The sequence below is a fragment of the Arthrobacter sp. FW306-05-C genome (genome assembly GCF_021801725.1).
Lineage (GTDB): Bacteria > Actinomycetota > Actinomycetes > Actinomycetales > Micrococcaceae > Arthrobacter.
This window is the reverse complement of record NZ_CP084557.1, coordinates 191,303-215,511: the sequence shown is the minus strand read 5'-3', so window position 1 is coordinate 215,511 and position 24,209 is coordinate 191,303. Positions and strand designations below refer to the sequence as shown.

Below are 24,209 nucleotides of genomic sequence, written 5' to 3'. Positions count from 1 at the left end.
GTTCGGGGATGCCTTCGCGGCTGCCCGCGACGCCGTTGGATTGCCCAAGGAATTGGGGCTGCACTGCCTCAGGCATTCCTATGTGACCCACCTGATCGAGGCCGGCTATGACCCGGCATTCGTGCAAACCCAGGTCGGCCACTCGTACGCCTCGACCACCGGCCTATATACCTCGGTATCGTCGGACTTCAAGCAGAAAACCGTGCAGCAGATGATCGCACGCCGCATCACCAACTTGGAGGACCCAGATGCCTGAACAGCGCCGGATCGGCTACCGCTGGAACCTGCGAGCCCTCATGGCCAAACGCAACCTCTGGAAGACCACCGAACTGATGCCCCTTCTGCGCTCCCGGGGCATCAACCTCTCCGAAAGCCAGGTTTACCGGCTGGTCACCGCGGCGCCGGAACGCATCCCGGCCAGGACCTTCGCGGCACTCTGCGACATCCTGGACTGCACCCCGAATGACCTGTTCGAACCGTTCGTGGAAATGCGTGCCGCGGCGACAGCCAACGCACCCCAACGAAGCGAGGACCTCGGCATCCAGCCCGGTAACCCGATCGCTAAACGTATCCGGCTCGTCAGTCCCGAGGACCGTGACTAGGCCGCGCAAGCCAGAGGATCCCATCCGTTGGCCAATCCCCTGCGCCCGCTGCCACCAGCACCACAAAACCGTTGCGAGATGGCCCGACGGCGGAATCTGCGGCTACTGCTACCAACAGGCAAAACGGACCAAAGGCGCCTGCGCCTGCGGACATGAAGGCGTCCTGCCCGGCCTCATCGATGACCAACCTGCCTGCCGCCAGTGCTCGGGAGTTCGGCTCAACGTCGATTGCGAGGCCTGCGGGGCAGAGGACGAGCTTCACAGCGGCGGCCGTTGCTGGAGCTGCGTCCTCGCCGCGATTGTTGATGACCTGCTCACAGACCCAGCGCGGGGAATCCTGGCCCCGGAGCTGATGCCGCTCGCCGCGGCGTTGAAGTCGATGAAACGCGCCAACAGCGGCATCACCTGGATCCAGCAAAAGCACGTCACCGCCTTCCTCCGAGACCTTGCCGTCGTACCAACGATCACGCATGAAGTCTTCGATGAATTGCCGGACTCGCGGACCCGCGAATACGTCCGCGGCCTTCTCACTGAACACGGCGTGCTCCCCCGTCGCGACGAACTCCGCACCCGTTACGAGAGCTGGTCAGCACAAGCCCTAGACCGGGTCAACAAAGCTGAGGACCGCGACATCATCCGTCGCTACATCCGCTGGCACCACCAACGACGGATGAACCAGATGGACGAAGTCAGTCGCGGCACCTTCCTGCGAGCCAAGCAGCAAGTGACCGTCGCCATCGAACTGCTCAACTGGCTCGCCGACCGCGGCACCAGCCTCGCTGGCCTGACCCAGGCTCATCTCGACCTCTGGCAGGCAGACGGACCCACCACCAGGCGGATCGCTGAACACTTCCTGAAATGGGCCATCAAGGCCAAGGCCGCTCCTGCGGGGCTGACCATCCTCTCGCATCGTCGGGGAACGAGCGCCAAACTCGACAAGACAGGACAAGATGAAGCACTCAGCCGCGTGCTCAACGCCAATGAACAAATCGAAGCACGAGACCAGGCCGCCGCGATCCTCATCCTCGTTTTCGGGCAACAGGCAGAACGCATTGCCCGCCTAACGTGGGGAGACGTGACCGTCACCGAAGAACTCGTCACCATCCAGCTGGGAACGATTCAGATCGCACTGCCTGACCCCTTAGATGCGCCATGGCGGGAGCTCGCTGCAAACCCCGGCCACAACCTAACCGCCTCGCACCCAAACACCGACTGGGTATTCCGCGGAACCTCACCCGGCCGCCACATCCACCCAGGACACCTCACGACCCGTCTCAGCAAACTGTTCAGCACCCGAGCCGCGCGACTCGGAACCCTCCACGAGCTGACCAAACTCGCACCCGTGGCCATCATCGCTGAAACCCTCGGCTACTCCCCCACAACCATCGAACGCCACGCCACCGACTCCGCCGCGGCCTACGCCCAATACGTCGCAGCAGCGAAAAAGTCGCTTGGCAGCTTAGAAAACGCCTACCGCTAACGGGCGCTGGCAGCTTATGCCGCCTCAGACCGACAAGTTGCGCCTGCGCCTTTACTGTCCGGTGTGATCCCTTGGTTCCCGCCTGCTCCGCCGCCATACTCGCGCCATGTTCACGGCCAGCACCAGCGACACCAGCCCGGACACTAGGAAAAAAACGGTAGCGCCGGCGCCGCCCGCGATAGTCCCCGCAATGATCAGCAGGATAAGCGCAACAGCAGCAAAAACCACGCCAAGGACGGGAATCAGCCATTCAGGCGTCCCGGGCGGAATCACGGGATGACCCATTTCCGGATCTTTCTGCACCATCAAGTACCTCCAGCCCCGACGCTAAACCCAGGTCCTGAACTGCACAACGGGCTCGATGAGTTTCTTGCCGACCCTCTGAATCTGAACACCTTACAGCGCCATGCGCCCGAGACTACTACTCCCGGCCTACGAATAACCGTGCATGCCAGTTAAAAGGGCAGGGGGAGTGGCTGCAAATGGAGCTATTCCCGGCATCGGATATGGCGATTCCCCTGCCCCTCGGACTTACAACTGCCCAGCCGGCGCCCAGTTCACTGCGGGGTGATGAGTGATCCACGGTATGCAGCGCGAAGTCTCATAGAACTGAACATCATCAGCCTCGAAGGTGTGTGGCTGAGGTACTGGGGTCAGGGCGGGAGCGCCGGTGCCCTCGACTTTGACGCATTCCTCTACGAGATCCAGGAACCTCCGCAACTCGAACTTGCTTTTCTCGCCTGGGCTATGGACGACCTGGAAGCAGACTCCCCACATTGACGCTACCCGCACCCTTCGGTCGTGCTGCTGTTAGATACCTGCTTCTCCACGGCCTGCTGGTCGGAGCAGCATGTCGCCTTCGCCGGTCAAATGTGCCCACGATCTGTGGCACATTCTCGTTCGCATCCCAGGCCCGGACCAGCGGAGGCAGGTACAGGTACTGCAGATTTCGTTACGACAGACCTTCACGTCGGGAAGGGAAACCGGATCGGCGGCAAGCTGGCCGCTGACTCCCGGCTTGTCCGCGAGCGGTAATGTGCTTGCCGATGACCAGTAAAGCTTGTCGCCCAAGGTATCGATGGATTCGCTGCGGCTGACCTCGCTTAACGGCGATCACGGTCTTGAGCTTGCGAAGCTCCGAGCGTTAATCACCACTTTGTTTTGCGGCTATTTGAAGTTCGTATCTACGGAATCTTCAGGCGACACACTGTTGACGCTCCGCTCGGAGCCATCCCTTACTTTTTTGGAGATACCCTGATGCGTCGCACTTCCTTTGTGCTTACCTCTTCGGCGGCCCTTGCCGCCGTCGTGGCGGCCGTCACCTTCACCGCTCCGGCGGGTCCTGCCTCGGCGGCCCCGGAGGGGAACAACGGCCGGACCAAGAACGTGATCTATCTGCTCGGTGACGGCATGGGCCGGACCCACGTTACCGCCGCCCGGGAACGCTTCTACGGCGCCGAGGGCAAACTGGCCATGGAGACCCTCCCGGCCCAGGGCTACGTCAGTACCTATTCTGTGGAGAAGAAGTCCGGTCAGCCGGGCGAAGCGGACTTCAAGCCCAACCTCGTCACCGACTCCGCGTCCGCTGCCACGGCTTGGGCTTCAGGGGTGAAGACCTACAATGCAGCGCTGGGCGTGGATGCCAAGGGCGCCGTGGTGCCGACCGCTATGGAACTGGCCAAGCAAGCCGGTTACCGCACCGGTAATGTGTCCACCGCAGAGATCACGGACGCGACGCCAGCGGCCCAGATGAGCCACGTCCTGGCCCGCGGCTGTCAGGGTCCGGTCTATTCTGCCTCGGCGTGCCAGGACACGGCCGTGACCGGCGATGTGCTGCCCACGAGTGATGTCAGGGTCACCCCTGTCGCTGACCAGATTGCCCGCAACGGCACCGCCGACGTCATCTTCGGCGGCGGGCTGGGACGCTTTGACGCCGCTGACGAAACCGCCCTGAAGGAACAGGGCTATTCGGTCCTGGGGTCGGCGGCAAGCCAGATTCCTGCCACCCGCACCGACCTGAACGCAGCCTCCGGGGACAAGGTCTTCGGCCTGTTCAACAAGGGCAACCTCACGGTGGAAAAGGCCAAGCAGGACAATCCTTCCGCCCCCCAGGCCCAGGAGCCTTCCCTGCCGGAAATGACCAAAAAGGCCATTGAACTGCTGGAGAGCAAAAAGGGCGCGAACGGCAACGGTTTCTATCTGCAGGTTGAAGGGGCCCTGATCGATAAGCGTTCCCACGCCAATGACGCCGGCCAGGCGCTCGAGGAGGTCAAGGCCTTTGATGATGCCGTGGCCGCCGCCCTGGACTTCGCCAAAAAGGACGGCAACACACTCGTAATCGTGACCGCCGACCACGAAACTGCCGGCATGAACATCATCGAGAAAGGTTCCTTCACCAACGCTGAAGCGGCAGCACCTCCTGCCAACGTCGACAGCGGGAACACCGCCAACAACTCCACCCCCTCACGGCCCGGCGGAAACACCAAAGACCCTGCGCGCTCCACCGGCATCATCAACGGAACCGGCGCAGCCGATCCGCGCAACTTCGGTCCGGCCACCTTCCGCACCCCCAATGACCCGGCCGACGTCAAGGACGGTTCCAAGGAGGCCAGCCTGTGGCTGAGCTACCTCTCTGGCAACCACACCGGCGCGGACGTTCCCGTTTACGCCTACGGTTCAGGCTCTGAGAAGCTTCAGGGCAGTGTAGACAACACAGACCTGTTCGACGTCGTCGGCGGCGCCCTGCGCGTCCTCCGCTGACCTGTTATGACTCTGGGGCCCGGGGATCAAAGGATGCCCGGGCCCCGGCCACACTGAAGGAACAGCATGACCCGCAAACCACAACTTCTCCTGCTCGCCGGTCTGCTCGCTGCGGCCCTGGCCGTGGTTGCCGCTGTCGTTCTGCAGAACCCTGCGGGACCCACCCAGGTTTCCGCGGCTGAAAGCGTTCCGATGGCCGCCGCCGCAAAGACATCCTTCCCTGGACTTGCGGCCGCCACCGAAGATGAACCGGATTTGGCTGGTCTCCACACCACTGCCCCGATCAAAGGCCGGACCGTCCAGGTCGCCGGGCCGTTTGATGACAGATTCGTCTTGAAAGACCTGGCCTTCGACGGATCAGCAGCTATGGGTACGGTCACGGTAACCAATGACGTCAGCGATCTTCTTGAGATGCAGGTGCTGGCAGGGTTCTACGACGAAAAAGGCGCCCTCCTCGTCACGGACCGGATTATCCGTGACATGGGCAGCGAAGGTCAGAACCATCCCGGGTCCGCGGAGGAACGTGAAGAGTTCATCATCCGCGTACCTCCGGAATTTCAAGGCAAAGCAGTGTCCGCCGCTGTCGGAGTTCCCGTCCTGGTGAACGAATAGCCCTTCAAGGTAATGGGTGGAGTGGTGGGAAGCGCCGAAAGTATTGAAGTGCAGCCACGATTCTGTCCCTTGTCCTGTCAGCCCGTCCGTTCGTATGGGCCATAAACATTCTCCAAACCACAGACCACAGACCGCTCCGGTTGCAGGAATGGATGACGCCGCAGTGCGGTCGACAGGGCTAAGGGCAGGTTTACTGTCCGCCGCCGTCGTGGGGACGGCGGTCAGTCGTTTATAGGCGTGGCTTCGGCGCCGTGTGTTGGGCTGCCGTCGAGGATGCGTAATGGCTGGCGATTTCCGGGGGTCTTTGTTCTCGGGTGTTGCCTGTTTCGTCGCCGCAGCCACCGTTCTGTGGTGGTCATTGCCTGGGTGGCGGCGGCCCAGTAAAGGATGCCTGCCGCCAGGGAAACGAGGACCGCCAGTGCCTTGTACTCCGGATCAACAAGCGGGTACACCAGCCAGTGGGTGACGTAAATGTATAGCGAGGCGCTGGCCAGCAGGGCCGTGAGTCGGTGCAGCCCGCGCGGGACGGCCAGGGTGGGCAGCCAGAGCAGGATGAGGAAGCCCACCAGGATGGTTGTACTCCGGTACTGATCCTCGAACGATTGGGGGATGGTGAGCAGGGCGATGGCGGTCACGGCTGCCCGCTGCCATTGTGTCCGTGACGCGGCGGCGGCCCAGCCGAGCCCGAACAGCCACAGGACTGGCCCCTGCCCCGGATACCGGCTGTCCACAAGGTCGAAGAGCATCGGCAGGTCAATGACTACTAATGCCAGGGGGAACGCCCATGGCCACCGGCGCTGGGCGCGGGCAACGGCTGGTATCGCCAGCAGGGCGGCGATGACCAGCAGGATCTGGACCAGGATCTCGATGAACCAGAACCTTGAATAGTCGGTCCATCCTGGCGGGCCCAGCAGGTTGTTCAGCAGGAAGACGTTGGCCCAGGTGTAGGTATCGGTTACGGCAAAGGCGAAGCCGATGACCGCAACGCTGGGCACGACGATCCGGGCAATGCTGCGCAGTTGCCGCCGGAGCCGGGAACGGCGGGTACCGCTTAGCTGGAAGCGCGCAAAGTTATAGCCGGCGACGGCGATGAGTACGTGGGCGGTCCCTTCCCAGTGGAAGAAACCGATGTGCGTGGAGACGATAAAGATGATGGCAATAGCGCGAAGCACAATTCCGGTTTCCATGGGGGCAAGCAACCGCCGATGCCAGCTCCGGGAAGTTCGTGCAGCTCCCCCCGTCCGCTGGTCTGAGTGCTCATCCGTATCTACGGCCGACGTGTTTGGTGCGTTATGGGCGGCAGGCACAAGATCACAGACCGGGATCAGGTGCCAGCCCTGCGGGATGTATCCGAGGGCACGCTCCAGCCGGACGGAGGCTGCCACGTAGGACAGCGAGTCACCGCCCAGGGAAACAAAAGTGTCCGAGTCGGCGATGTTTTCCTGTTCGAGGACCTCCGCGAAGATCCTTCGCGCGTCGGTCGGGTGTCCTGCCGATTCCGGGGCAGCACCGCCGGTGCCGTCGTTGTCATCATTCCTGGACGCCAGGGCCAGGACCGCGGGGTAGTCCGGTTTGCCGTTGGCGAGGCGCGGTATGGACTCCACGCCATGAAGCTGGACTGCTGAACGGGGCAGGCCCAAATCCTGGGCAAGTGTCTTGGCCACCAGGGCAAGATCTTGGCTGGCCTCCACGACGGCGACCACTGCCTGGTCCGAGCCGGCTGCCGCGGAGGTCAGGCCAAGATCGGCCAGCAGCCGTTCCACTTGGCCCAGGTCCACCCGCAGGCCAACGATTTTGACGAAGCGGGTCCGTCGGCCAACGATTTCGTAGAGGCCATTGGTACCGCAACGGGCCAGGTCGCCCGTGTGAAGCTCTGTGGTGACACGTCCTAAGGCCAGGTCTTCCGGCCGTTCGGCGTACCCCAGCATGACGTTGGGGCCTGAAAAAACGAGTTCGGAAGCTTCCAGGTCGGGGACGGGCTCCAGCCGGAAGGAGCCGCCGGGCACGGCCACGCCGATGGATTGCGGGTACTCGGCTGCCAGGTCAGGGGGCAGGTAGGCCATGCGGGCCGTGGCCTCGGTCTGGCCATACATGACAAAGAGGTCCCAGCCCTGCCGTCGGCCCATGTGTGCGTAGGAACGCACTCGGTCTGGATCGAGTCGCCCGCCGGCCTGGGTGATGTAGCGCAGGCTGGGCAGATCCATGTCCTCAAAGCCCACCCGTTCAAGGAGCTCGAACGTGTAGGGTACGGCGGCGAAGGATGTGACGTTTTCGGCTCTGGCCAGTTCCCAGAAACACGGGTCCACCACTGAGAGGTCGGTCAGCGCGAGGGACGCGCCCACCAGCAGGTGGCTGTTCACTACGCTCATCCCGTAGCAGTAGGACAGGGGAAGGGTGGTGGCCGCAGTATCAGTGGGGCGCAGGTGCAGGTAATCGGCTATGGCTGAGGCATTTGCCTGCAAGGACTCTGCGGACAGGCGCACAAGTTTGGGTGAACCAGTGGATCCGGAGGTACTCAGCAGCAGCGCCAGCTCCGGGTGCAGTTCATGGTGCGTTTCGTCCCGACGCACATCCAGGACCACCTCACCCCGGCACGCGCGGACCACAGTATCGGGATCGTACACGGCAACGAGTGTCTCGGCTGCCGTCCCGCCGCCTGCGGGCAGGATTAGCAATGGGTTGCCGGAGGACAGGGCCGCCAGGTAGGCCACCAGGGACGGCAGGGAATTCTCAGCCTCAAGGGCAACGAGCCGGCGGCCTGGCCCGAAGGCCCGGCCCATATCCTCCACACGGCGCGCAAGTTCCCCGTAGCTCACGGATTGGTCTTTGGTCGTGATGGCGGGACGATCTCCGAAGCCGGCCAGTTTGGCGGCGAACGAGACTCCTGCCAGTTCCGGCTGTACAGTCACGCCTGAACTGTAAAGGATAGCCTTACCTAACTCAAATGGAGTTGGGCTGAGCTCGCGCTTCCCCGTGGTGTCCCGATGACCCCGGCGTCCTTAGGTATGCCGCACTTAGCAAAGGCAACATTAAGTCGGTCCCACACCGACAGCATCCCACTGCCAGCCCCGGAGAGGACCAGCCCGCGGTTAAGGAATTCACTTCGCGGGCGCAGGGCCGATTGTGCTGATGGCAAGGAAGAGGACTGCACATCCCGCGGTTACGCTGGACGGGTGCTCCAACGTTTCCCGCGCCCCATCCCAGACCGGCCACCGCTGCTACAGCGCCTGTCGTTTATCAGCTATCCAGCCGCGTCAGGATATTTGAAGGATTCCAACTCCCGGCGGTTGCGGCCATGACCTACCGGTTCCTCCTGACGAGGCGCTGGCTGGGTTTTCTGATCCTTGCCGCTGTAGTTGCGGCCGCCTGTGCCGGACTCAGCAAATGGCAGATGGATCGCCGCAATCAGGCGGTGACTGAGATCCGGCGCGTCCAGCAAAACTACGAAAAATCCCCTGTGCCGTTCGAGCAGGTGAAGCAGTATTTCTCCGTTGCTGACCCGGACATGAAATGGACAACAGTGTCGCTGGCTGGTCACTATCTGGTGCAGGACCAACGGATTGTCAGGAACAGGCCAAACAATTCCGCGCCCGGTTATGAGGTTCTTGTTCCCTTTCGGCTCCGCTCCGGCGAGACCGTGGTCGTGAACCGGGGGTGGCTGCCAATTGGCAACGTGAAGCCGGGGTACCCGGATGCTGTCCCGTCACCACCAGCGGGAAACGTTGAGGTGGTGGTCCGGATCAAAGCGTCCGAACAGACGCTGGATGGCAGGACCGCGCCCGAGGGCCAGTTGCCAAGCATCGCCCTGCCCGACTATGCCCGGCAGCTGGAGTACCCGCTGTTGACCGGAAGCTATGGACTGATGGCCTCCGAATCGCCCGCTCCGGACGTAGCGCCTGAACAGCTCGCCATGCCCGCTGTTCAGGAAGGATCGAATCTGTCCTACGCGATGCAGTGGCTGACCTTTGGAATACTTGCCTTCGTGGGTTTCGGATACACGGCCCGGCAGCAGGCCCGTATCGCCCGGGAGGAACGCGAAGACCAGGCGCAGGGTGACCCGCAGGACCCGGCCCCGAAAATTCGACTCGAAGAAAAGGCCCGCAAGCGCAACACATCGGACGACGAAGAGGACGCCCTGCTGGACCGGATGGGTCTCTGAAGGATCCCATGCGTAATGCCAGGGCGGGCCGGAGCCGAGACTTTTACATTGATACATTCCTAAATGTACTCTGGGGTTATGGAAACGCTCACGAACGCTCCGGTTCTGGCACGGTTTGGGTATGCGGTCTCGGATCCGACCAGGGCCAAGGTTTTGCTGGCCTTGGCTGAGGGGCCCGGGTACCCGTCCGAACTCGCCGAATCCCTCGGTGTTTCGCGGCAGAGCATGTCCAATCACCTGACCTGCCTGCGTGGCTGCGGTCTGGTGGTGGCCGTTCCGGATGGCCGGCGGACCCGGTATGAGCTTACTGACGCCCGGCTGGGGCACGCGATCAGGGATCTGCTGGGTGTGGTGCTGGCCGTTGATCCGGCCTGCTGCGCCGCTGACGGGACGTGCGTGGCATGAGCGGGGCCCTCCTGCTCACTGCGGATACGGGACGCCGTGCAGTATTGAGCCGCCGGATCCGTTTTTTCGCGGCCGCGACCATCACGTATAACGTCATCGAAGCCGTCATCGCGCTTTGGGCCGGCAATCTGGCGGACTCCTCTGCGCTCATCGGCTTCGGCCTGGATTCGGTGATCGAGGTGGCATCGGCGGTTGCTCTGTCCTGGCAGTTCTCCGCACAGGACCCGGCACGGCGCGAACACGTGACGCTGCGGATCATCGCGGTGTCCTTTTTCGCCCTGGCCCTGTTCGTTACCGTGGATTCGGTCCGTTCCCTGGCCGGCGGCGGTGAGGCGCAGCACTCCACGGCGGGCATCGTGATCGCCGCGCTGTCCCTGGCGATCATGCCGGTCCTGTCCTGGCTGCAGCGCCGCGCGGGCCGGGAATTGGGTTCCCGCACGGCTGTCGCTGATTCCAAACAGACCCTGTTGTGCACGTATCTTTCGGCTGTTCTGCTGGTGGGCTTGGTGTTGAACAGCACCTTGGGCTGGTGGTGGGCAGATGCAGGGGCGGCCCTGGTCATCGCTGCGATCGCCGTCCGGGAAGGCGTCAACGCCTGGAAGGGCGATGTCTGCTGTGCGGTCCCGCACGCCACCGCGGAGCACGGCGAGGCGGCGGAGGACGCCTGCTGCGCACCTGCCGCACCGGACAAGGGCTCCGAAGATGGCGCCACCTCCGCCCTCCCCCACCCCGCCAGTTCTGCCGCCCCTGCAGCGGGACCATGCTGCGAGGGCTGCGGAACGGCGGCTGCACCGCAACCTGAACCCCGCAGCCTTTCCCTGCCGCTGGCACGCCGGGGAGAGTAAGGCATGTCCTACGAAGTGCGCACCATACCTGGCTGCCCCAACTCCGGACCCGCAGTGGAGCTCTTCAAGAACGTACTGCACGCTGAGGGACTTGAACCCGAACTGCTGACAGTTCGTGAGATCAGCTCCGAATCCGAGGCCGCCGCTGTGCTGTTCCGCGGCTCCCCGTCATTCCTGGCCGGAGGGAAGGACCTGTTTCCTTCCACAGCGGACGCCGGATTAAGCTGCCGGCTCTATCCTGCCAATACCGGTCTTTCCGGGCTGCCCTCCGCTGAATCCCTGCGGGCCGCGGTGCGCGGCACTGCCGCCTCGAGCACGTGAGTGTACTGGACTCTGAGCACTCCACTGCCGCCAGATCTGTCCTGGTCCTTTCTGCCGCGGCCCTGGCGGTGACCGATCTCTCGGTCAAGGCCGCCCTGGTGCAGACCCTCGGCCACGACAGCCACGACACGGATTTCGGATTGTTTACTGTGCGGGTGGCCTACGACACCGGCGCCGGTTTCGGTCCCCTGTCCTGGCTTCCCCCGGGGGCACTGGTGCTGGGTGCTGTGGCGCTTGTTGCTGTGCTGGCCGCCGTCCTGGTCCGGGCCGCCCCGCGGTTGAGGAAACTTTCGCTGTCCGGTGCGGCGCTCCTGCTCGGTGGTGCCCTGGGGAATCTTGTGGACCTGCTGGATGGGGACGGGGTTGTGGATTACCTGCATACCGGGTGGTTGCCGAGTTCGAATCTTGCCGGGGTTTTCGTGGTGGCCGGGGCAGGGCTGCTGGTTCTGGGAACGGTACGCGGCGCGGTAGGGGAAGGGCAGTAAGTGGACATCGGAGAATTTTTTGCTTCAAGCGTGACGTCCGGTGCGCTGGTGCTGGCACTGCCGCTCGCAGCGGTCGCGGGCCTGGTTTCGTTCCTCTCGCCGTGTATTCTTCCGCTGGTCCCGGGGTATCTGGGGTTCGTCTCCGGGCTGACCGATCCCGGCCAGCCCGGGAACCGGCGCCGTGTCCTGACCGGGGTGGCCTTGTTCATTCTCGGCTTCGGGGCGGTATTTACCCTCTACGGTGCAGCCTTCGGTGCCATCGGCTCATGGCTGGTGCGGTGGCAGGATCCACTGATGCGGGTCCTGGGCGTCGTCGTCATCCTGATGGGGCTGGTCCTGCTGGGCGGTTTCTCCTGGCTGCAGCAGACCAGGAAATTCCGTGCTCCGGGCAGGAAAGGATTGGCCGGCGCCCCGGTGCTGGGCGTGGTGTTTGGGCTCGGCTGGACCCCGTGCATGGGTCCGACCCTCAGTGCAGTGCTCAGCCTGAGCGTCACGGCCGCCAGCGCCTGGCGCGGTGCGCTGCTGGCGTTCGTCTATTGTCTGGGCCTGGGGATCCCTTTTGTGCTGGTCGCTTTCGGCCTGAACTGGGTTTCCCGGGTCCTGGCGGTTGTCAGGGCCCATATCCGTGCGGTCAACATCGCCGGGGCGGCGATGTTGATCATCCTTGGTGTTCTGATGGTCTCCGGGCTGTGGGTGAAGTGGATTTATCAGCTGCAGAACCTGGCAGGGACCTTCCTCATGCCCGTCTAAGTATTTGGCCAGTGACCTGTCAGCCGACATTGAGGACAGCCCTGCGGCTGCTTGTCAGCCCTGGATACCGCCGGTGCAGACGGCTCCCGGCTCAGGCGTCTGCGGGCCCTGGCGGTACTTCTTAATGAACGGAGCAAGGCGTTCATCGCTGCTGGTCTGCAAGGCCAGCTGCTTGCCCCATGCCGTGGCCACGATGGGAGCCTCCTGGTCGGGGACGGGACTGAGCAGGAGATACGGCTGCCCGTCGGCGGCAGCGGTCAGTTCGGCAATCTGGTCCGCAGCCAGGTCGGGACGGTAGGTGAGCCACACGGCGCCGTGCTCCAGGGAATGCACCGCCTGGGTCTGCTGCACGGGGGCGGTGTAGATCCCGCAGTTCGTCCAGACCGGGGCGTGGTCCCCTCCGGTGGCAGGGGCCCTGGGGTAGCTGACCGGTTCCCTCGTATGGTTCCTGGACTGGTCCGGGAAGTCCTGCTCACCCTCTATCGGCCGGGAAGCCGCCGCGGCGGCTTCCTCGCGCTGGCGCACCTCGCCGACTACAACAAACGCCACGGCTCCGATGATCGCGGCGACGACGACCGCCGCCGCACCGTAGAGCAGCCAGGCTTTACGGCGCGCCTTGGCCCGCTGTTTTGCCTGCAGGGCCTTCAGGATCGCCTGTCGTTCCGCGTGGGAGGGCCGGGGCTGGGGCATCAGGTGGGCTCGCTTTCGTCGCTGGTGCGGCCGGAATGGGCTGCGGGTGGTCAAAGTCGGGCGCGCAGGTCCTGCAAAGCCAGTATTTCAGCGCTTTGCGCTTCCATCAGGCCGGCGGCGAAGTCGCGGACGCGGGCGGTCTCGGCGAGGTTCACGGCCGCAGTGGCCATCGCCACCCCGCCCTGGTGGTGGCGGATCATCAGATCAGTGAAAAGCCGGTCCGCCTCTGTCCCGGAAGCGGCCCGGAGGGCCTGCATCTGTTCGGGCGTCGCCATGCCCTCCATCTCTGTCTGCGGTGCCGCGGCAGCAGAGGCCCCGTGGGACTGTCCGTGGTCCCCGCTCCCGGCCCCCATCCAGGCCATGGGCTTCCCTTTGCCTGCCTGGGACAGGCCCCATCCCTGCAGCCAGGCGAACATCTGACCCTTCTGGTGCTGCTGGGTGGTCGCGATGTCATAGGCGACCGCGCGGATTTCTTCGTTCGTGGACGTATCCCTGATGATCAGGGCCATCTCCACGGCCTGGGCGTGGTGGACCTGCATGTCACGGGCAAATCCGGCATCCGGTCCGTCATCGGAGATCTGCTGCGGCGCGCCGGAGAGCCGGCCGATGGCGAAGAAAGCCAGCGCGGTGAGGATAACCACGGTGACGAAGACGGCCCACAGCAGGCCGCGACGCTGAACCGGCCGTGGTGCGCGGCCTGCCGCGCCCGCCCTGGGGTTCGCTGCGGTCACAGCCAGCCCTGGGGATCAACGGTCTGGCCGTTGAAGAGCACCTCGAAATGCAGGTGGCAGCCGGTGGAGTTTCCCGTTGTTCCGGCAGCGGCCAGCCGCTGCCCCGCGGCGACGGGGGCACCGACGCTCGTCTCGATCGAGGCCAGGTGGTTGTAGGTGCTTTTCAGGCCGTTGCCGTGGTCGACCACGATCCGGTTTCCCCCGCCGTACGCGGACCATCCTGCCTCGACCACCGTTCCGGTTCCGGCCGCGAACACGGCTGTCTGGCAGGACGCCACCAGGTCAAGGCCGGTGTGAAGCTCCCCGGATCCCCCGGTTATCGGACTGGTGCGGAAACCGAACGGCGACGCTACGGACATGCTCGCCAACGGTGCGGTGAGCCCCGACAAAGCCGCCGGGCTGGCGGGAACAGCTGCCGCGGGGACCAGCTGCGCCGAAGCCCCGGCAGACCCGGCCGCCGGGGACTCGGGTACGGCCGGGGCCGGGACAGTGGCCACCGGGGACCGGTCGAAGGAGATGCTGGCGCCCGGCGAAGCCTGCGCCGGAACCTCGATTGCGGCCACCTGTTCCGCGCCTGCCGCAGCGGGCCGGTCAGTGCCCGTGCCGGCATTGGCCGCAGTGATGGCTGCGCCGACCAGCATTGCTGCGGTGATGGTGGCCGCTGCCGGAAGGTTGCGTCGAAGGACGGCGAAGTCCCGGCTGGTGGGCTGGCGCCGACTGTGCCGGGGAGCGGCAGAATCGACGCGCCAGGCTCGGGCGGGCACCGGGCTACGGTGCCGGCCGCGGGCAGGGGAAGACGGCATGGGGTCCTTTCAGCGCCTGCGAAGTTAGCTGTCGGGTTCGGGCCAAGGATCAAGCCCGGCCGGGGACTCGAACCGCTCGATGCAGTCTTCAGCTCCGGCTTCACCCCAAGGCAGCGCAGCTGCCGGAAGATGGGTTCTCCGCCCCCGCCTGTGAAGCTCGTCGTTTGCGAGGCCCGGGCGGGGTTGGCTTTCGGCCTCGAAGGCACTGATACACAAATGCCTGTATCAACATTACAGGCAGGTCCTGAAATCGTTATAATCCTGTGATTTACCTGATAGTCGCCTGCAAACCGCCCGCCGCTCCCTTTTCTACACGGGATAGAATCAACGACTGTGGATCTGTTCAAGCGTGCAGGAGAAGGCAAGTGCCCGCCCCGGCGGGCTGTTCTGGGGCTCGGTGCTGCGGCGCTGGCCCTGTCCGGTTGCGGGGCGCAGGAGGATTCCCTCGCCGCGCAGGCACGCGCAGGGGACGACAAGAACTACATCGCAGGTGATGGTTCAGTCAACGAGTACCGTCCCGACGCGCGCGGTTCGAAGGTTTCCCTGACCGGGACGCTGTTCAGCGGGGAAACCGTCTCCTCGGACGACTGGGCGGGCAACGTGGTGGTCCTGAATTTCTGGTACGCGGGCTGTGCTCCCTGCCGGAAGGAAGCGCCGGACCTGGTCGCGCTGAACAATGAATTCCGGGACCAGGGAGTGCTGTTCTATGGCGTGAACGTCCGGGACGATGCGCCGACTGCGGCTGCCTTTGAACGCACGTTCGGGGTGGGTTATCCCAGTTTTGATGACAGCAACGGCGGGATCCTGCTGGCCATGACGACCTACGTGCCGCCGCGCGCCGTTCCCACCACCCTTGTCCTGGACCGGGAGGCCCGGGTCAGCGCGAGGATCCTCGGGATCTCCGAGAAAGGGACCCTGAAGGCGCTCATCGTATCGGCGCTTGCCGGACAGTAAGGGAAGTGTTCGGAAGGTAACGACGCGGCAGGCCAGGCCGGTTCAGCGGTGCCGTTCGGGCCGGTTGGCCAGCTGCTGCAGGTACTGGTTGTAGGCATCCATGTCCGCATCGCCGCCGGCGCTGGCTACTGCCCGTTCTGACCGGGCCCACCCGCTGGCTTCGTCCCGCTGCCACCGGACCAGGATGAACATCAGCAGCAGTACCCCCGGCAGCTCCCCGTAGGACCATGCCAGCCCGCCGGCAACTCCCTGGTCCTGCAGTGGATTGATATTCCAGCTTTCGGGCGGGACGGCAAAGAATTCGACCATCGGATCCGTTGCCATCATGATGACCACCCCGAAAAAGGCATGCAGTGGCATTTCCGCGAAAATATCGATCAACCGCCCAAAATGGGTCTGCCGGGTGGGCAATGGGTCGGCCGAGATTAGCGGCACGGTGAAGAGGATCCCGGCGAGCAGGAACAGCAACTCCAGCCCGACGTGCCCGTACCAGCTGGGCAGCAGCAGATCGGCGAGCCCAGAGAAGTACACGCCGTAAAAGCTCAGCAGGAACAGGGGGACCATGAACCCCGGGTGGATGGCCAGGCGTCCCCATCTGGAGCGCAGGCCCCAGATCGCGGCCTGAAGCACGGGCCGGCCCAGCCGGTTGTGTGGTGTCGTGCGCAGCAGCAGGGTGCCGGGTGAGCCGACAACCAGTAGCGGCGGAACGGCCATCATCAGCGTCAGTTGCTGGAACATGAAAATGGAGAACATGCGCAGCCCGTAGCCTTCGATCCCGGCGCCCATGACCACGGCGATGGCGGCGCAGCCGGTGAGGAACGAGATGGTGCGTATCGGCGACCAGGCCCGGCCCCGGCGCCAGAGAGTGATGGCCCCGGCCAGGTAGAGGACGGCAGCGGCCAGCGCCAGTGCCGGAATGAGCGGAACGGGCTGCAGGTTCGGGGCCAGATACTCGCCCAATGACGGGGGCAGGATCGGCAGCCAGACCGGGCCGTCGATACGGTAATCACCGTTCATTCTCGAACCCCCCTGCGCACTTCCCCCGCCGCATCGGTGTCAGCTGCTGGCTGCTGACTGCAGACGGTCCTGGCCCGTGTGCCCGACGTGGGTCAGGCCAAGATCCAGGAGTAAACGGACGTGCGAATCGGCCAGCGAGTAGTAGGCCATCCGGCCCGAACGCCGGACCGTGACGACCTTGGGCCCGCGCAGCAGGCGCAGGGCGTGCGAAACACCGGATTCGCTCAGACCCGTTGTCGCGGCCAGGTCGCAGACACACATCTCCCCCTCGAGCAGGGCGATGAGGATCCGTACGCGTCCGGGATCGGCCAGGAGACCGAAAATCACGGCAAGATCGGCGACGTCGGACTCCTGCGGCATCCTGTCCCGGACGGAGCGGACCCGGTCGGCGTCCACCAGCCGGACGGCACAGTCGCTGCCGCGGGCTGCCGCTGCGGGCATCGGAGAGGTGGTCATTCATCAAGATTACCTTCGACTGCTAATGCTTCACATTCGCTTCAGGACCGGGCCTGGCCACTGACGCAGGATCAGAAACCAGCCGAATTATCGTCTGAACAACCTTACAGATAATCTGGTTTGGTGCCGGTCCTGACGGCATGTGCCCCGGTGTCCTGCCGTGCGGCAGGTCTACTGCGAAGGATTTCTTGTGGCTGTGAAGCTTCCAACCGGGCGGCCGGCAGCAGTGCCAAGGCCTTGGTGGTTGGCCGTTGCAGGGCTTCTCGCCATCGCTGCGGTGCTTGTCGCGACCGCGTATGGCAGGGGGACGTTGCCGGCTGAAACCCGGGACCCGGGGTCCCTGGTCCGGTGGGGTTTTGGCATAGTTCAGACGGTCCATAACGTCTCTGCGGCGGCCACCATCGGGGCGTTGGTTTTCGCGGCCTTCATTGTTCCGCCGTCCATGTCACGGATGCGGAAAAACAAGCAGGCCGGCGGCAGCTCCGGGGCTCCAGTCCCGGAGCATCCTGCATTTGGGCGCATCATGAACCTGGCCTGTGCGGCGAGCATTCTGTGGATGCTGTCGGCGGTGGCGGTCATCGTGTTCAGCTTCGCCGATATCGCCGGGGTACCGATCTCCGGCAGCCGGCAATTCGCCTCGCAGCTGGCGTCCTACATTACAGAGCTCCCTACCGGGACGGCCTGGCTGTGGGTGGTGATCATCTCCGCGACGGTGGCGACGGCGACCTTCGGCCTCCGCTCCCCGGCCGGGCTGGCCGCGACCGCCGGGCTGGCTATGGGCGGGTTGGTGCCGATGATCCTGATCGGACACGCCGCCGGTGGCAGCGATCATGAACAGGCCATCAACTCACTGGGCCTGCACCTTGTTGGCGTCTGCCTCTGGTTCGGCGGGCTGGTCGCCCTGGCGGCAGCGGGCACCGCGCTGGGCAGCGACACCGCCGCGGTCGTGAAACGGTTTTCAACCCTCGCCGGGTTCGCCTTCATCCTCGTTGTGGCCTCCGGGGTGATCAACGCGGCCATCCGCATCGATTCCCCCGCCGGCCTCACCTCACCCTATGGGGTGCTGCTGATGGGGAAAACGGCCGGTGCCATCGTCCTGGGCGGCCTCGGGCTCCTGCACCGCAGGCGGCTCATTCCGGCTCTGTCAGCCGCCGCAGGAGCGACGCGGGCCACTGGGCTGTTCTGGCGGCTGATCGTTGTTGAGGTGCTTATCATGGGAGCGGTCAGCGGACTGGCCGCCGCACTGAGCCGCACTCCCCCTCCTCTGGGCGAGGACATCGAACCGGCTCTGACGCCGGCACAAATCCTCACGGGCTACCTGCTGCCGCCGGAACTGACCCCCGAACGCTGGTTCACGGTCTGGCGCCCGGACTGGCTCTGGATTGCTGTGGCACTGGTGGCCGCGTACCTGTACCTTCGGGCCGCCCGGCTGCTGAAGCGGCGAGGGGACAGGTGGCCCTGGCCCCGGGGCCTGATGTGGCTGGTGGGCCTGGCTGCCCTGGTCTTCTTCACCTCCGGCGGCCCCTCGGTCTACGGGCGGGTCCTGTTCAGTGCCCACATGCTCGACCACATGGCGCTGACCATGATCGTTCCGGTGTTCCTCGTTCTCGGTGCCCCCGTAACCCTGGCCCTGCGGACCCTGGCTCCCCGGCATGACGGGACACGCGGACCGCGGGAATGGATCATGATCCTGGTGCACTCCCGGCCGGCCGCCGTTGTGACCCATCCGCTTTTTGTCGCCGCGAACTTCGCCGGCTCGATCGTGCTGTTCTACTACTCCGACGCCTTCGGGTTTGCCCTGCGTGAACATGCCGGCCATGAACTGATGACCGTCCACTTCGTCATCACCGGCTACCTGTTCGTCCTGTCCATGATCGGCACCGATCCAGTGCCCCGCCGGGCGCCGTATCCGCTGCGGCTGCTGCTGCTGCTGGCCACAATGGCTTTCCACGCATTTTTCGGCGTCGCCCTGATGGGCGCCACCACCCTCCTGCAGCCGGAATGGTTTACCGGGCTGGGCCGGGACTGGGGTCTTTCCCCGCTGGCTGACCAGCAGATGGCCGGGGCCATCACCTGGGGAATCGGGGAGGTCCCGACCCTGCTGATCGCGATCGGAGTCGCCGTCATGTGGTCCCGCTCCGATGCCCGGGAAACCCGCAGGACCGACCGGGCAGCGGACAGAAACCATGATGCCGACCTGGAGGCCTACAACGCCATGCTCGCCCAACTGGGCGAACGCACCCACCCGGGCCCCGGCGGCAGCGGCGGGCCGCGCCGGTGACGACGGAAATTCCGCCGATCCCGGCCGCACCCGGTGCAGACGTTCATGAATTCGAACACCAGGATGAACCAGCCGGTCCGGTCCAACCCCTGGGCCTGTCTGCGGGGCCACGGTCCGGTCAGTCCAGCCGGAAGAGCGGGCTCGCCCCGAACTCTCCGGCCCCCGCCCCGCGCCTGCCCCCGATGATCCGCAGCGTAGATCCGCCCGGTACCTGCAAAGAATCCGGCTGCGGCCAGGACAAGAAGCCCCCACCCCTGCCCCGCCAACCACTGTGAAGGATCCCTCATGAGCGGACATGACCACGACCACGCTGCGGCAGGTGCCGGCCACCGCGGAAAACTCATCATCGTTTTCGCTGTTACGTTCAGCGTCATGGCCGCGGAAATCATCGGTGCCGTGCTGACCGGAAGCCTCGCGCTGCTGGCCGATGCCGGGCACATGTTCACCGACTCCACCGGTCTGCTGATCGCGCTGATCGCAGCCTCGCTGGCCCTGAAACCGCCGACGCTGAAACGCACCTGGGGTTACAAGCGCGCCGAAATCATCGCAGCGGCCTTCCAGGCTGCCCTTCTGCTGGGCGTTGGCGCGTTCGTGATTATCGAGGGCATCCGCAGGTTTTTCGAACCGCCGGAAATCGCCGGACCGACAATGCTGTGGTTCGGCGTCATCGGTCTGGCCGGCAATGCCATCGGGCTGATTGTTTTGGCATCAGGCCGGAATCATAACTTCAACATGAAGGCCGCCTTCCTTGAAGTCCTGAACGATGCCCTGGGATCCGTGGCCGTCATCGTTGCGGCGATCATCATCGCCCTGACCGGCTGGGTGCAGGCCGATGCCGTGGTGTCCCTGCTCATCGGGGTCCTGATCATCCCCCGCACACTGAGACTGCTCCGCGACACGGTGAATGTGCTGATGGAAAACGCGCCCGCCGGGCTGGATCTGGGCCAGGTCCGGGAGCACATCCTCGCCCTTCCCCACGTCATAGACGTCCACGACCTGCACGCGTCCCTCGTCGGTTCCGGAACCCCGGTACTCTCGGCCCACGTCACCGTCGAAGACGGCTGCCTGACCGACGGGCACGCCTCCACCATCCTGGCTGACCTGCAGCGCTGCGTCGCCGAACATTTCGACGTCAGCGTCGAACACTCCACCTTCCAGATTGAAGCAGCAGCCCACCGCGACCAGGAAAGCATTCATCACTGATGTCACAACGAAAAGCCACTTCTGCCGCCCCGGCAGACCCTGCCAAACGCGCCAGAACCGTCATCTGGATCCTGCTCGGAGTCATCCTGGCCGCAGGAGCCATCTGGTACGCCGTGTTTACGCTCAACAAACCCGCGCCGGTGGCCGTCCAGCCCGTAGCCGATGCCCAGCTCGTCCGCGAGGACAGCCACCGGGTCACCGCTCCGGCAACCGAGAAGGCCCAACTGGTAGAGTTTTTGGACTTCGAGTGCGAAGCCTGCAAGGCTGCTGAACCCGTCGTGGCCGAGCTGAAGGCAGAATTCGGTGACCGGATCACGGTCGTCCACCGTTACTTTCCCCTCCCGGCCCACCGAAATTCCGGGCAGGCGGCGCTGGCTGTCGAAGCCGCAGCCCAGCAGGGAAAATACGAACAGATGGCCGCGAAAATGTTCGAGACCCAGCCGCAGTGGGGTGAAAAGCAGGACTCCCAGGCACCCCTGTTCCGCACTTTCGCCGAAGAACTCGGACTGGACCTGACCGCCTACGACGCCGCTGTGGCCAACGAAGCCACTAAAGACCGGATCCGTCAGGACATCGCGGACGGTAAGGCGCTGGGCGTGACCGGGACGCCGACGTTCTTCCTCAACGGTGAAAAATTGACGCCGAACACGATGGAGGAATTCCGCCAGAAACTGACGGACGCCGCCCAGTAGCGGTTGCCCGCCGCCTCCAGCAGAGTCCCGCAAGACCCAGCCCCACAGGAAGGACCGGGATGAGAGTTCAGCGCGCGCCGTTCCGGTTGCTGCGGACCGCCGCCCTGGCAGGATCAACCCTGTCACTGGCCGCGGCGGCGCACGTCTCCGCCGGCGGCCTCCTGCCCCCGGCACCGGTACTGGCGGCCTGCATGTCCCTGCTGGTCCTGGCCGTCATCATCCTGACCAGATGGAAGCTGAAGGCGCCGGTTCTTGGTATGGTCCTGGCCGGCGGTCAGGGCCTGCTGCACTCAGTGATGTCCGCGTTCCCTCCGACAGCTGCCGTCGGCTCTGCCCTCCCGCCTGTCGCGCCGGGGACACACCACCACCCCCTGATTGGCTCCGGGGCGCTGCTGCCCGCAGGGCAGGACATGCATCCGCAGCTGGTGTGGGACCTGGGACCTGCCATGATCACCGCCCACCTCGGCGCGACGGTGCTGACCGCGCTGCTGCTGGCCAAAGGCGAATCAGCCCTCTGGGCGCTGGCAACCTGGCTCCGACCCGTACTTTTCCTCGCGCCGGTCCCCTTCATTCCGGCCCTGGCACCGCTGGTTCCGGCCCCGCCCCGGGCCCCGGTTCTGCGCCGGATAATACTCCACACCCATTCCCGGCGCGGGCCCCCCGCTACCGCCTGAAGCCCTTTTCGCAGGCCTGCAGCCACCGCCGCGCCTGCACCCTGCAAGCACGTTTCAGCGGAAACGTCGTGCACCCAAAATCATTCCCAAAGGAAACCAACCATGAAACCGCGCCCCAGAATTAGTACCCGCCTGCGCCTCGCAGCCGTCGCAGCTCTGCTGCTGCCCGCCGCCGCGGTGGCCTCCCCTGCCGTCGCCCATGACGCCCTGTCCTCCACGGCTCCGGCCCGCGACGCAGTCGTGGCCACCGCGCCCGAAACAGTGTCACTGACCCTCACCGAGCCTCCCACGGATTCAGCGTCCCTGAACCTGAGTGTCATCACCGTCACCGACGGCGCCGGGAACACCGTCAGCGACGGCACCGTAAGCGTCGACGGGGCGACCTTGTCAACCAAAATCGCCCCAGGGACCCCGGGCAGCTACAAGGTGCTTTGGCGGGCCGTGTCCTCGGACGGGCACCCCATCGAAGGCAATTACGCCTTCACCGTCCAAGCGCCCGCGACCGCCGCATCGTCCCAGCCGTCGGCATCCGCAAGCCCTTCAGCTGCCGCCTCCTCGCAGGCCCCGCAAAACACCGCCAACGCCATGCCGCCGACGGCCCCGAGGCCCAACGACGATAACGCGCCGCTGGCCGTGGGAATCGCCTTCGGGATCCTGGCAGCGGCGCTGGCCGTGACCTGGTGGCTGCGCCGCAGAAACGCCGGACAACGCTCCTGACCTACGTCTTTCCGGTGTTCCCGTCGCACGGGAACACCGGAAAGAACCAAGGAACGGCCTAGGACCGGACAGACGCCCCCGCTTCCCGGGCTTTCCGGCGATTCGCCAGCATCCTCAGCAGCGCAGCGGTCAGGGCTGCGACCGCCATGACCGCAACGGACACCGCCCCGGCAGTAAAGAGTCCCTGCGCGAAAACCGGCAACGGGGCAGACGCCTCAGCGGCGACCATGATCGTGATGTAGTACGCCGCCGTAGCGGCCAGCCACAGGCCACCAGCCGCGGCGACAGCCAACGACCAGCGCCAAAACCAGCGTTCACCGGGCCCGTGGGACAACGCAACAGCCAGCAGGACAATTCCCGCGACGGCCAACAGTTGAGCAGGCAGCAAAAATGGTCCGGCAACGAGGCCGATCGGAACGCAGATACCGCCAACCATCAACAAACGCCGGCAACCAAGCGGCATACCCGATGCCCGGGACGGCGCGGCCGGCCGATGAGGACCCTCAGCCATCATATTTTCAGCGGTCATACGGTTCCTTGAATCATCGTCAGGACTGGCCCGGGCGCGGGACAGCATCCGTGGGGCGCTATGAAGCCCCTAACGACTGTACAGGAATGGATGAATGGACTCGCGCGTCCACCAGGTCCCGGCTGGTCAGCCCCAGCGTCAATGCCATGGCTGGTATCAGGACCATGACCGTGGTGAATCGTACCGCCGCTGCCCGTGGCATTGAAGCTGATCTGGATGGAAACGGAGGGCGGCCCCCGCTACCTCGCCGGCCTGGCCAAGACCTGGAAAGCGGCAAGGTTCCGCCTAGCGGTGCGGGCTGCCGGCCGGCCCAATCAATTTCTCCCAGGCGCTCGGTACGCTGCTGGCACAACCGCCGCCTGGGCTACGGCGTCATCTCGCCGGGCAAGAGGGTCGCGATCCCCTGAGGGAAGGATAACGGCCGGGTGACATGCTGGAACAAATTGGCGAACCACTAGACCGGGCCCCGGAAGTTTCGCTAGGTTGTGTGCTTTCTGGCTTGCGGCTCACCGGCGACGGCAAGGTTCGTATCCGCTCCGTCCGGGCTGTCCTGCCCTGGCAGACGGATCTGCGCCTGGTAGCGCACGCGGCGGATCCGCCGGGTCATGGACACCATGAGCATCACGACGGCTATGACCATAAACGCCGTCATCAGAAACCCGAGAAATCCCGGTGACACCTGATCGGGACTCAAACCGGGCCTCAGCCCGTCAGTTCCGGGACCGGGAGTAGGCATCGTGCTTAGGGCGTGAAGGCCAGCCGCAACGAAAGCGTTCTGCACTGGGTCATCCTTTTCTTGAAGAATTCCGAAGGCGTTTCTGGACCTGATGTCCGCGGATGACAACCCCTGCAGCGTGAAGCAGCAGTCCCGCGCCTATGACAGCCAGCGATGCAAACGACAGGGCCTCATTTTTGGCGGTCTGGCCAAAAATGTTAATCGCGATTCCCAGCGCAATCAGGGCCATGGCACTGAAAACAACCGCTTTGTACGATGCAGGTGCGGTGGCCCAAAACTCGTTTAGCACCCATCCAGCATATGCGGA

At 64.7% G+C, this 24,209-nt stretch carries 28 protein-coding genes and 1 riboswitch; of the genes, 18 read left to right on the top strand and 10 right to left on the bottom strand.

Annotation, left to right across the window (positions count from 1 at the left end):
• The 3 genes from LFT44_RS21780 to LFT44_RS21770 all read left to right on the top strand — a co-directional run.
• Positions 1-256: tyrosine-type recombinase/integrase (locus tag LFT44_RS21780; protein ID WP_236803162.1), on the top strand; the 256-nt coding region annotated here is incomplete at its 5' end.
• Complete coding sequence (locus tag LFT44_RS21775) at positions 249-602, top strand: helix-turn-helix domain-containing protein (RefSeq protein ID WP_236803161.1); 354 nt, start codon at positions 249-251, stop codon at positions 600-602. The genes LFT44_RS21780 and LFT44_RS21775, both read left to right, overlap by 8 nt.
• 352 nt (positions 603-954) lie before the next feature.
• Positions 955-2,082, top strand: a complete 1,128-nt coding sequence (locus tag LFT44_RS21770) for a Fis family transcriptional regulator (RefSeq protein ID WP_336885651.1) — start codon at positions 955-957, stop codon at positions 2,080-2,082.
• Between the two features lie 51 nt (positions 2,083-2,133).
• On the opposite strand, the gene LFT44_RS21765 is transcribed toward LFT44_RS21770, so the two are convergent.
• Positions 2,134-2,388 (bottom strand): hypothetical protein, encoded by a 255-nt coding sequence (locus LFT44_RS21765; protein ID WP_236803159.1) that lies wholly within the window; start codon positions 2,386-2,388, stop codon positions 2,134-2,136.
• A gap of 264 nt (positions 2,389-2,652) precedes the next feature.
• Here LFT44_RS21765 and LFT44_RS21760 point away from each other — a divergent pair, with 264 nt between their 5' ends.
• The 3 genes from LFT44_RS21760 to LFT44_RS21750 all read left to right on the top strand — a co-directional run bounded on the left by LFT44_RS21760 (position 2,653) and on the right by LFT44_RS21750 (position 5,454).
• A complete protein-coding gene (locus LFT44_RS21760) occupies positions 2,653-2,862 on the top strand; it encodes a hypothetical protein (RefSeq protein ID WP_236803158.1) in 210 nt (69 codons plus the stop codon).
• Between the two features lie 477 nt (positions 2,863-3,339).
• Complete coding sequence (locus LFT44_RS21755) at positions 3,340-4,842, top strand: alkaline phosphatase (protein ID WP_236803157.1); 1,503 nt, start codon at positions 3,340-3,342, stop codon at positions 4,840-4,842.
• Positions 4,843-4,908: 66 nt separating this feature from the next.
• The gene (locus LFT44_RS21750) at positions 4,909-5,454 is read left to right on the top strand and encodes a hypothetical protein (RefSeq protein ID WP_236803156.1); all 546 of its coding nucleotides are present in this window, start codon (positions 4,909-4,911) and stop codon (positions 5,452-5,454) included.
• 221 nt (positions 5,455-5,675) lie between these two features.
• Here the strand turns inward: LFT44_RS21750 and LFT44_RS21745 are convergent, their stop codons facing one another.
• Positions 5,676-8,363, bottom strand: coding sequence for an AMP-binding protein (locus tag LFT44_RS21745; protein WP_236803155.1), 2,688 nt, complete (start codon positions 8,361-8,363; stop codon positions 5,676-5,678).
• A 386-nt stretch (positions 8,364-8,749) separates the two neighbouring features.
• Between LFT44_RS21745 and LFT44_RS21740 the strand changes: the two genes are divergently transcribed.
• The 6 genes from LFT44_RS21740 to LFT44_RS21715 all read left to right on the top strand — a co-directional run bounded on the left by LFT44_RS21740 (position 8,750) and on the right by LFT44_RS21715 (position 12,419).
• Positions 8,750-9,613 carry an SURF1 family cytochrome oxidase biogenesis protein gene (locus LFT44_RS21740; protein ID WP_236803154.1) on the top strand — a complete coding sequence of 288 codons (864 nt, stop codon included), beginning with the start codon at positions 8,750-8,752 and terminating at the stop codon, positions 9,611-9,613.
• Positions 9,614-9,691: 78 nt separating this feature from the next.
• A complete protein-coding gene (locus LFT44_RS21735) occupies positions 9,692-10,018 on the top strand; it encodes an ArsR/SmtB family transcription factor (RefSeq protein ID WP_236803153.1) in 327 nt (108 codons plus the stop codon).
• On the top strand, positions 10,015-10,863 hold the full coding sequence (locus LFT44_RS21730; RefSeq protein WP_236803152.1) for a cation diffusion facilitator family transporter: 849 nt from the start codon (positions 10,015-10,017) through the stop codon (positions 10,861-10,863). The genes LFT44_RS21735 and LFT44_RS21730 overlap by 4 nt, the downstream gene beginning before the upstream one ends.
• A gap of 3 nt (positions 10,864-10,866) precedes the next feature.
• Positions 10,867-11,184: a hypothetical protein gene (locus LFT44_RS21725; RefSeq protein ID WP_236803151.1), complete on the top strand. Its 318-nt coding sequence runs from the start codon at positions 10,867-10,869 to the stop codon at positions 11,182-11,184.
• Entirely contained in the window at positions 11,181-11,669 is a 489-nt protein-coding gene (locus tag LFT44_RS21720; RefSeq protein WP_236803150.1) for a signal peptidase II, read from the top strand. The genes LFT44_RS21725 and LFT44_RS21720 overlap by 4 nt, the downstream gene beginning before the upstream one ends.
• Entirely contained in the window at positions 11,670-12,419 is a 750-nt protein-coding gene (locus LFT44_RS21715) for a cytochrome c biogenesis CcdA family protein (protein WP_236803149.1), read from the top strand.
• A gap of 54 nt (positions 12,420-12,473) precedes the next feature.
• Here LFT44_RS21715 and LFT44_RS21710 read toward each other — a convergent pair whose 3' ends face one another.
• The 3 genes from LFT44_RS21710 to LFT44_RS21700 are packed head-to-tail and all read right to left on the bottom strand — an operon-like array spanning position 12,474 to position 14,604.
• The gene (locus LFT44_RS21710) at positions 12,474-13,109 is read right to left on the bottom strand and encodes a DUF3105 domain-containing protein (protein WP_236803148.1); all 636 of its coding nucleotides are present in this window, start codon (positions 13,107-13,109) and stop codon (positions 12,474-12,476) included.
• A 50-nt stretch (positions 13,110-13,159) separates the two neighbouring features.
• On the bottom strand, positions 13,160-13,840 hold the full coding sequence (locus tag LFT44_RS21705; protein ID WP_236803147.1) for a DUF305 domain-containing protein: 681 nt from the start codon (positions 13,838-13,840) through the stop codon (positions 13,160-13,162).
• Entirely contained in the window at positions 13,837-14,604 is a 768-nt protein-coding gene (locus tag LFT44_RS21700; protein WP_236803146.1) for a M23 family metallopeptidase, read from the bottom strand. The genes LFT44_RS21705 and LFT44_RS21700 overlap by 4 nt, the downstream gene beginning before the upstream one ends.
• A gap of 37 nt (positions 14,605-14,641) precedes the next feature.
• Positions 14,642-14,816: riboswitch (cyclic di-AMP (ydaO/yuaA leader) on the bottom strand.
• Positions 14,817-14,976: 160 nt separating this feature from the next.
• Between LFT44_RS21700 and LFT44_RS21695 the strand changes: the two genes are divergently transcribed.
• Positions 14,977-15,597, top strand: coding sequence for a TlpA family protein disulfide reductase (locus tag LFT44_RS21695; RefSeq protein ID WP_236803145.1), 621 nt, complete (start codon positions 14,977-14,979; stop codon positions 15,595-15,597).
• Positions 15,598-15,639: 42 nt separating this feature from the next.
• Here the strand turns inward: LFT44_RS21695 and LFT44_RS21690 are convergent, their stop codons facing one another.
• Positions 15,640-16,614 (bottom strand): cytochrome c oxidase assembly protein, encoded by a 975-nt coding sequence (locus LFT44_RS21690; RefSeq protein ID WP_236803144.1) that lies wholly within the window; start codon positions 16,612-16,614, stop codon positions 15,640-15,642.
• A gap of 39 nt (positions 16,615-16,653) precedes the next feature.
• Positions 16,654-17,070 carry an ArsR/SmtB family transcription factor gene (locus tag LFT44_RS21685; RefSeq protein WP_272910895.1) on the bottom strand — a complete coding sequence of 139 codons (417 nt, stop codon included), beginning with the start codon at positions 17,068-17,070 and terminating at the stop codon, positions 16,654-16,656.
• Between the two features lie 190 nt (positions 17,071-17,260).
• On the opposite strand from LFT44_RS21685, the gene LFT44_RS21680 reads away from it, so the two are divergent.
• From LFT44_RS21680 to LFT44_RS21660, 5 genes are all read left to right on the top strand, one after another.
• Positions 17,261-19,351: a cytochrome c oxidase assembly protein gene (locus LFT44_RS21680; RefSeq protein ID WP_236803143.1), complete on the top strand. Its 2,091-nt coding sequence runs from the start codon at positions 17,261-17,263 to the stop codon at positions 19,349-19,351.
• 285 nt (positions 19,352-19,636) lie between these two features.
• Positions 19,637-20,554 (top strand): cation diffusion facilitator family transporter, encoded by a 918-nt coding sequence (locus LFT44_RS21675; RefSeq protein WP_236803142.1) that lies wholly within the window; start codon positions 19,637-19,639, stop codon positions 20,552-20,554.
• The gene (locus LFT44_RS21670; protein WP_236803141.1) at positions 20,554-21,246 is read left to right on the top strand and encodes a DsbA family protein; all 693 of its coding nucleotides are present in this window, start codon (positions 20,554-20,556) and stop codon (positions 21,244-21,246) included. Before LFT44_RS21675 ends, LFT44_RS21670 begins: the two co-directional genes overlap by 1 nt.
• Positions 21,247-21,305: 59 nt before the next feature.
• Positions 21,306-21,920, top strand: coding sequence for a hypothetical protein (locus LFT44_RS21665; RefSeq protein WP_236803140.1), 615 nt, complete (start codon positions 21,306-21,308; stop codon positions 21,918-21,920).
• Between the two features lie 102 nt (positions 21,921-22,022).
• Positions 22,023-22,637 (top strand): copper resistance CopC family protein, encoded by a 615-nt coding sequence (locus LFT44_RS21660; RefSeq protein WP_236803139.1) that lies wholly within the window; start codon positions 22,023-22,025, stop codon positions 22,635-22,637.
• A gap of 58 nt (positions 22,638-22,695) precedes the next feature.
• On the opposite strand, the gene LFT44_RS21655 is transcribed toward LFT44_RS21660, so the two are convergent.
• The 3 genes from LFT44_RS21655 to LFT44_RS21645 all read right to left on the bottom strand — a co-directional run bounded on the left by LFT44_RS21655 (position 22,696) and on the right by LFT44_RS21645 (position 24,191).
• The gene (locus LFT44_RS21655) at positions 22,696-23,073 is read right to left on the bottom strand and encodes a hypothetical protein (RefSeq protein WP_236803138.1); all 378 of its coding nucleotides are present in this window, start codon (positions 23,071-23,073) and stop codon (positions 22,696-22,698) included.
• Between the two features lie 571 nt (positions 23,074-23,644).
• A complete protein-coding gene (locus tag LFT44_RS21650; RefSeq protein WP_236803172.1) occupies positions 23,645-23,818 on the bottom strand; it encodes a hypothetical protein in 174 nt (57 codons plus the stop codon).
• Between the two features lie 133 nt (positions 23,819-23,951).
• Positions 23,952-24,191 carry a DUF3188 domain-containing protein gene (locus tag LFT44_RS21645; RefSeq protein WP_236803137.1) on the bottom strand — a complete coding sequence of 80 codons (240 nt, stop codon included), beginning with the start codon at positions 24,189-24,191 and terminating at the stop codon, positions 23,952-23,954.
• Positions 24,192-24,209: the final 18 nt, after the last annotated feature.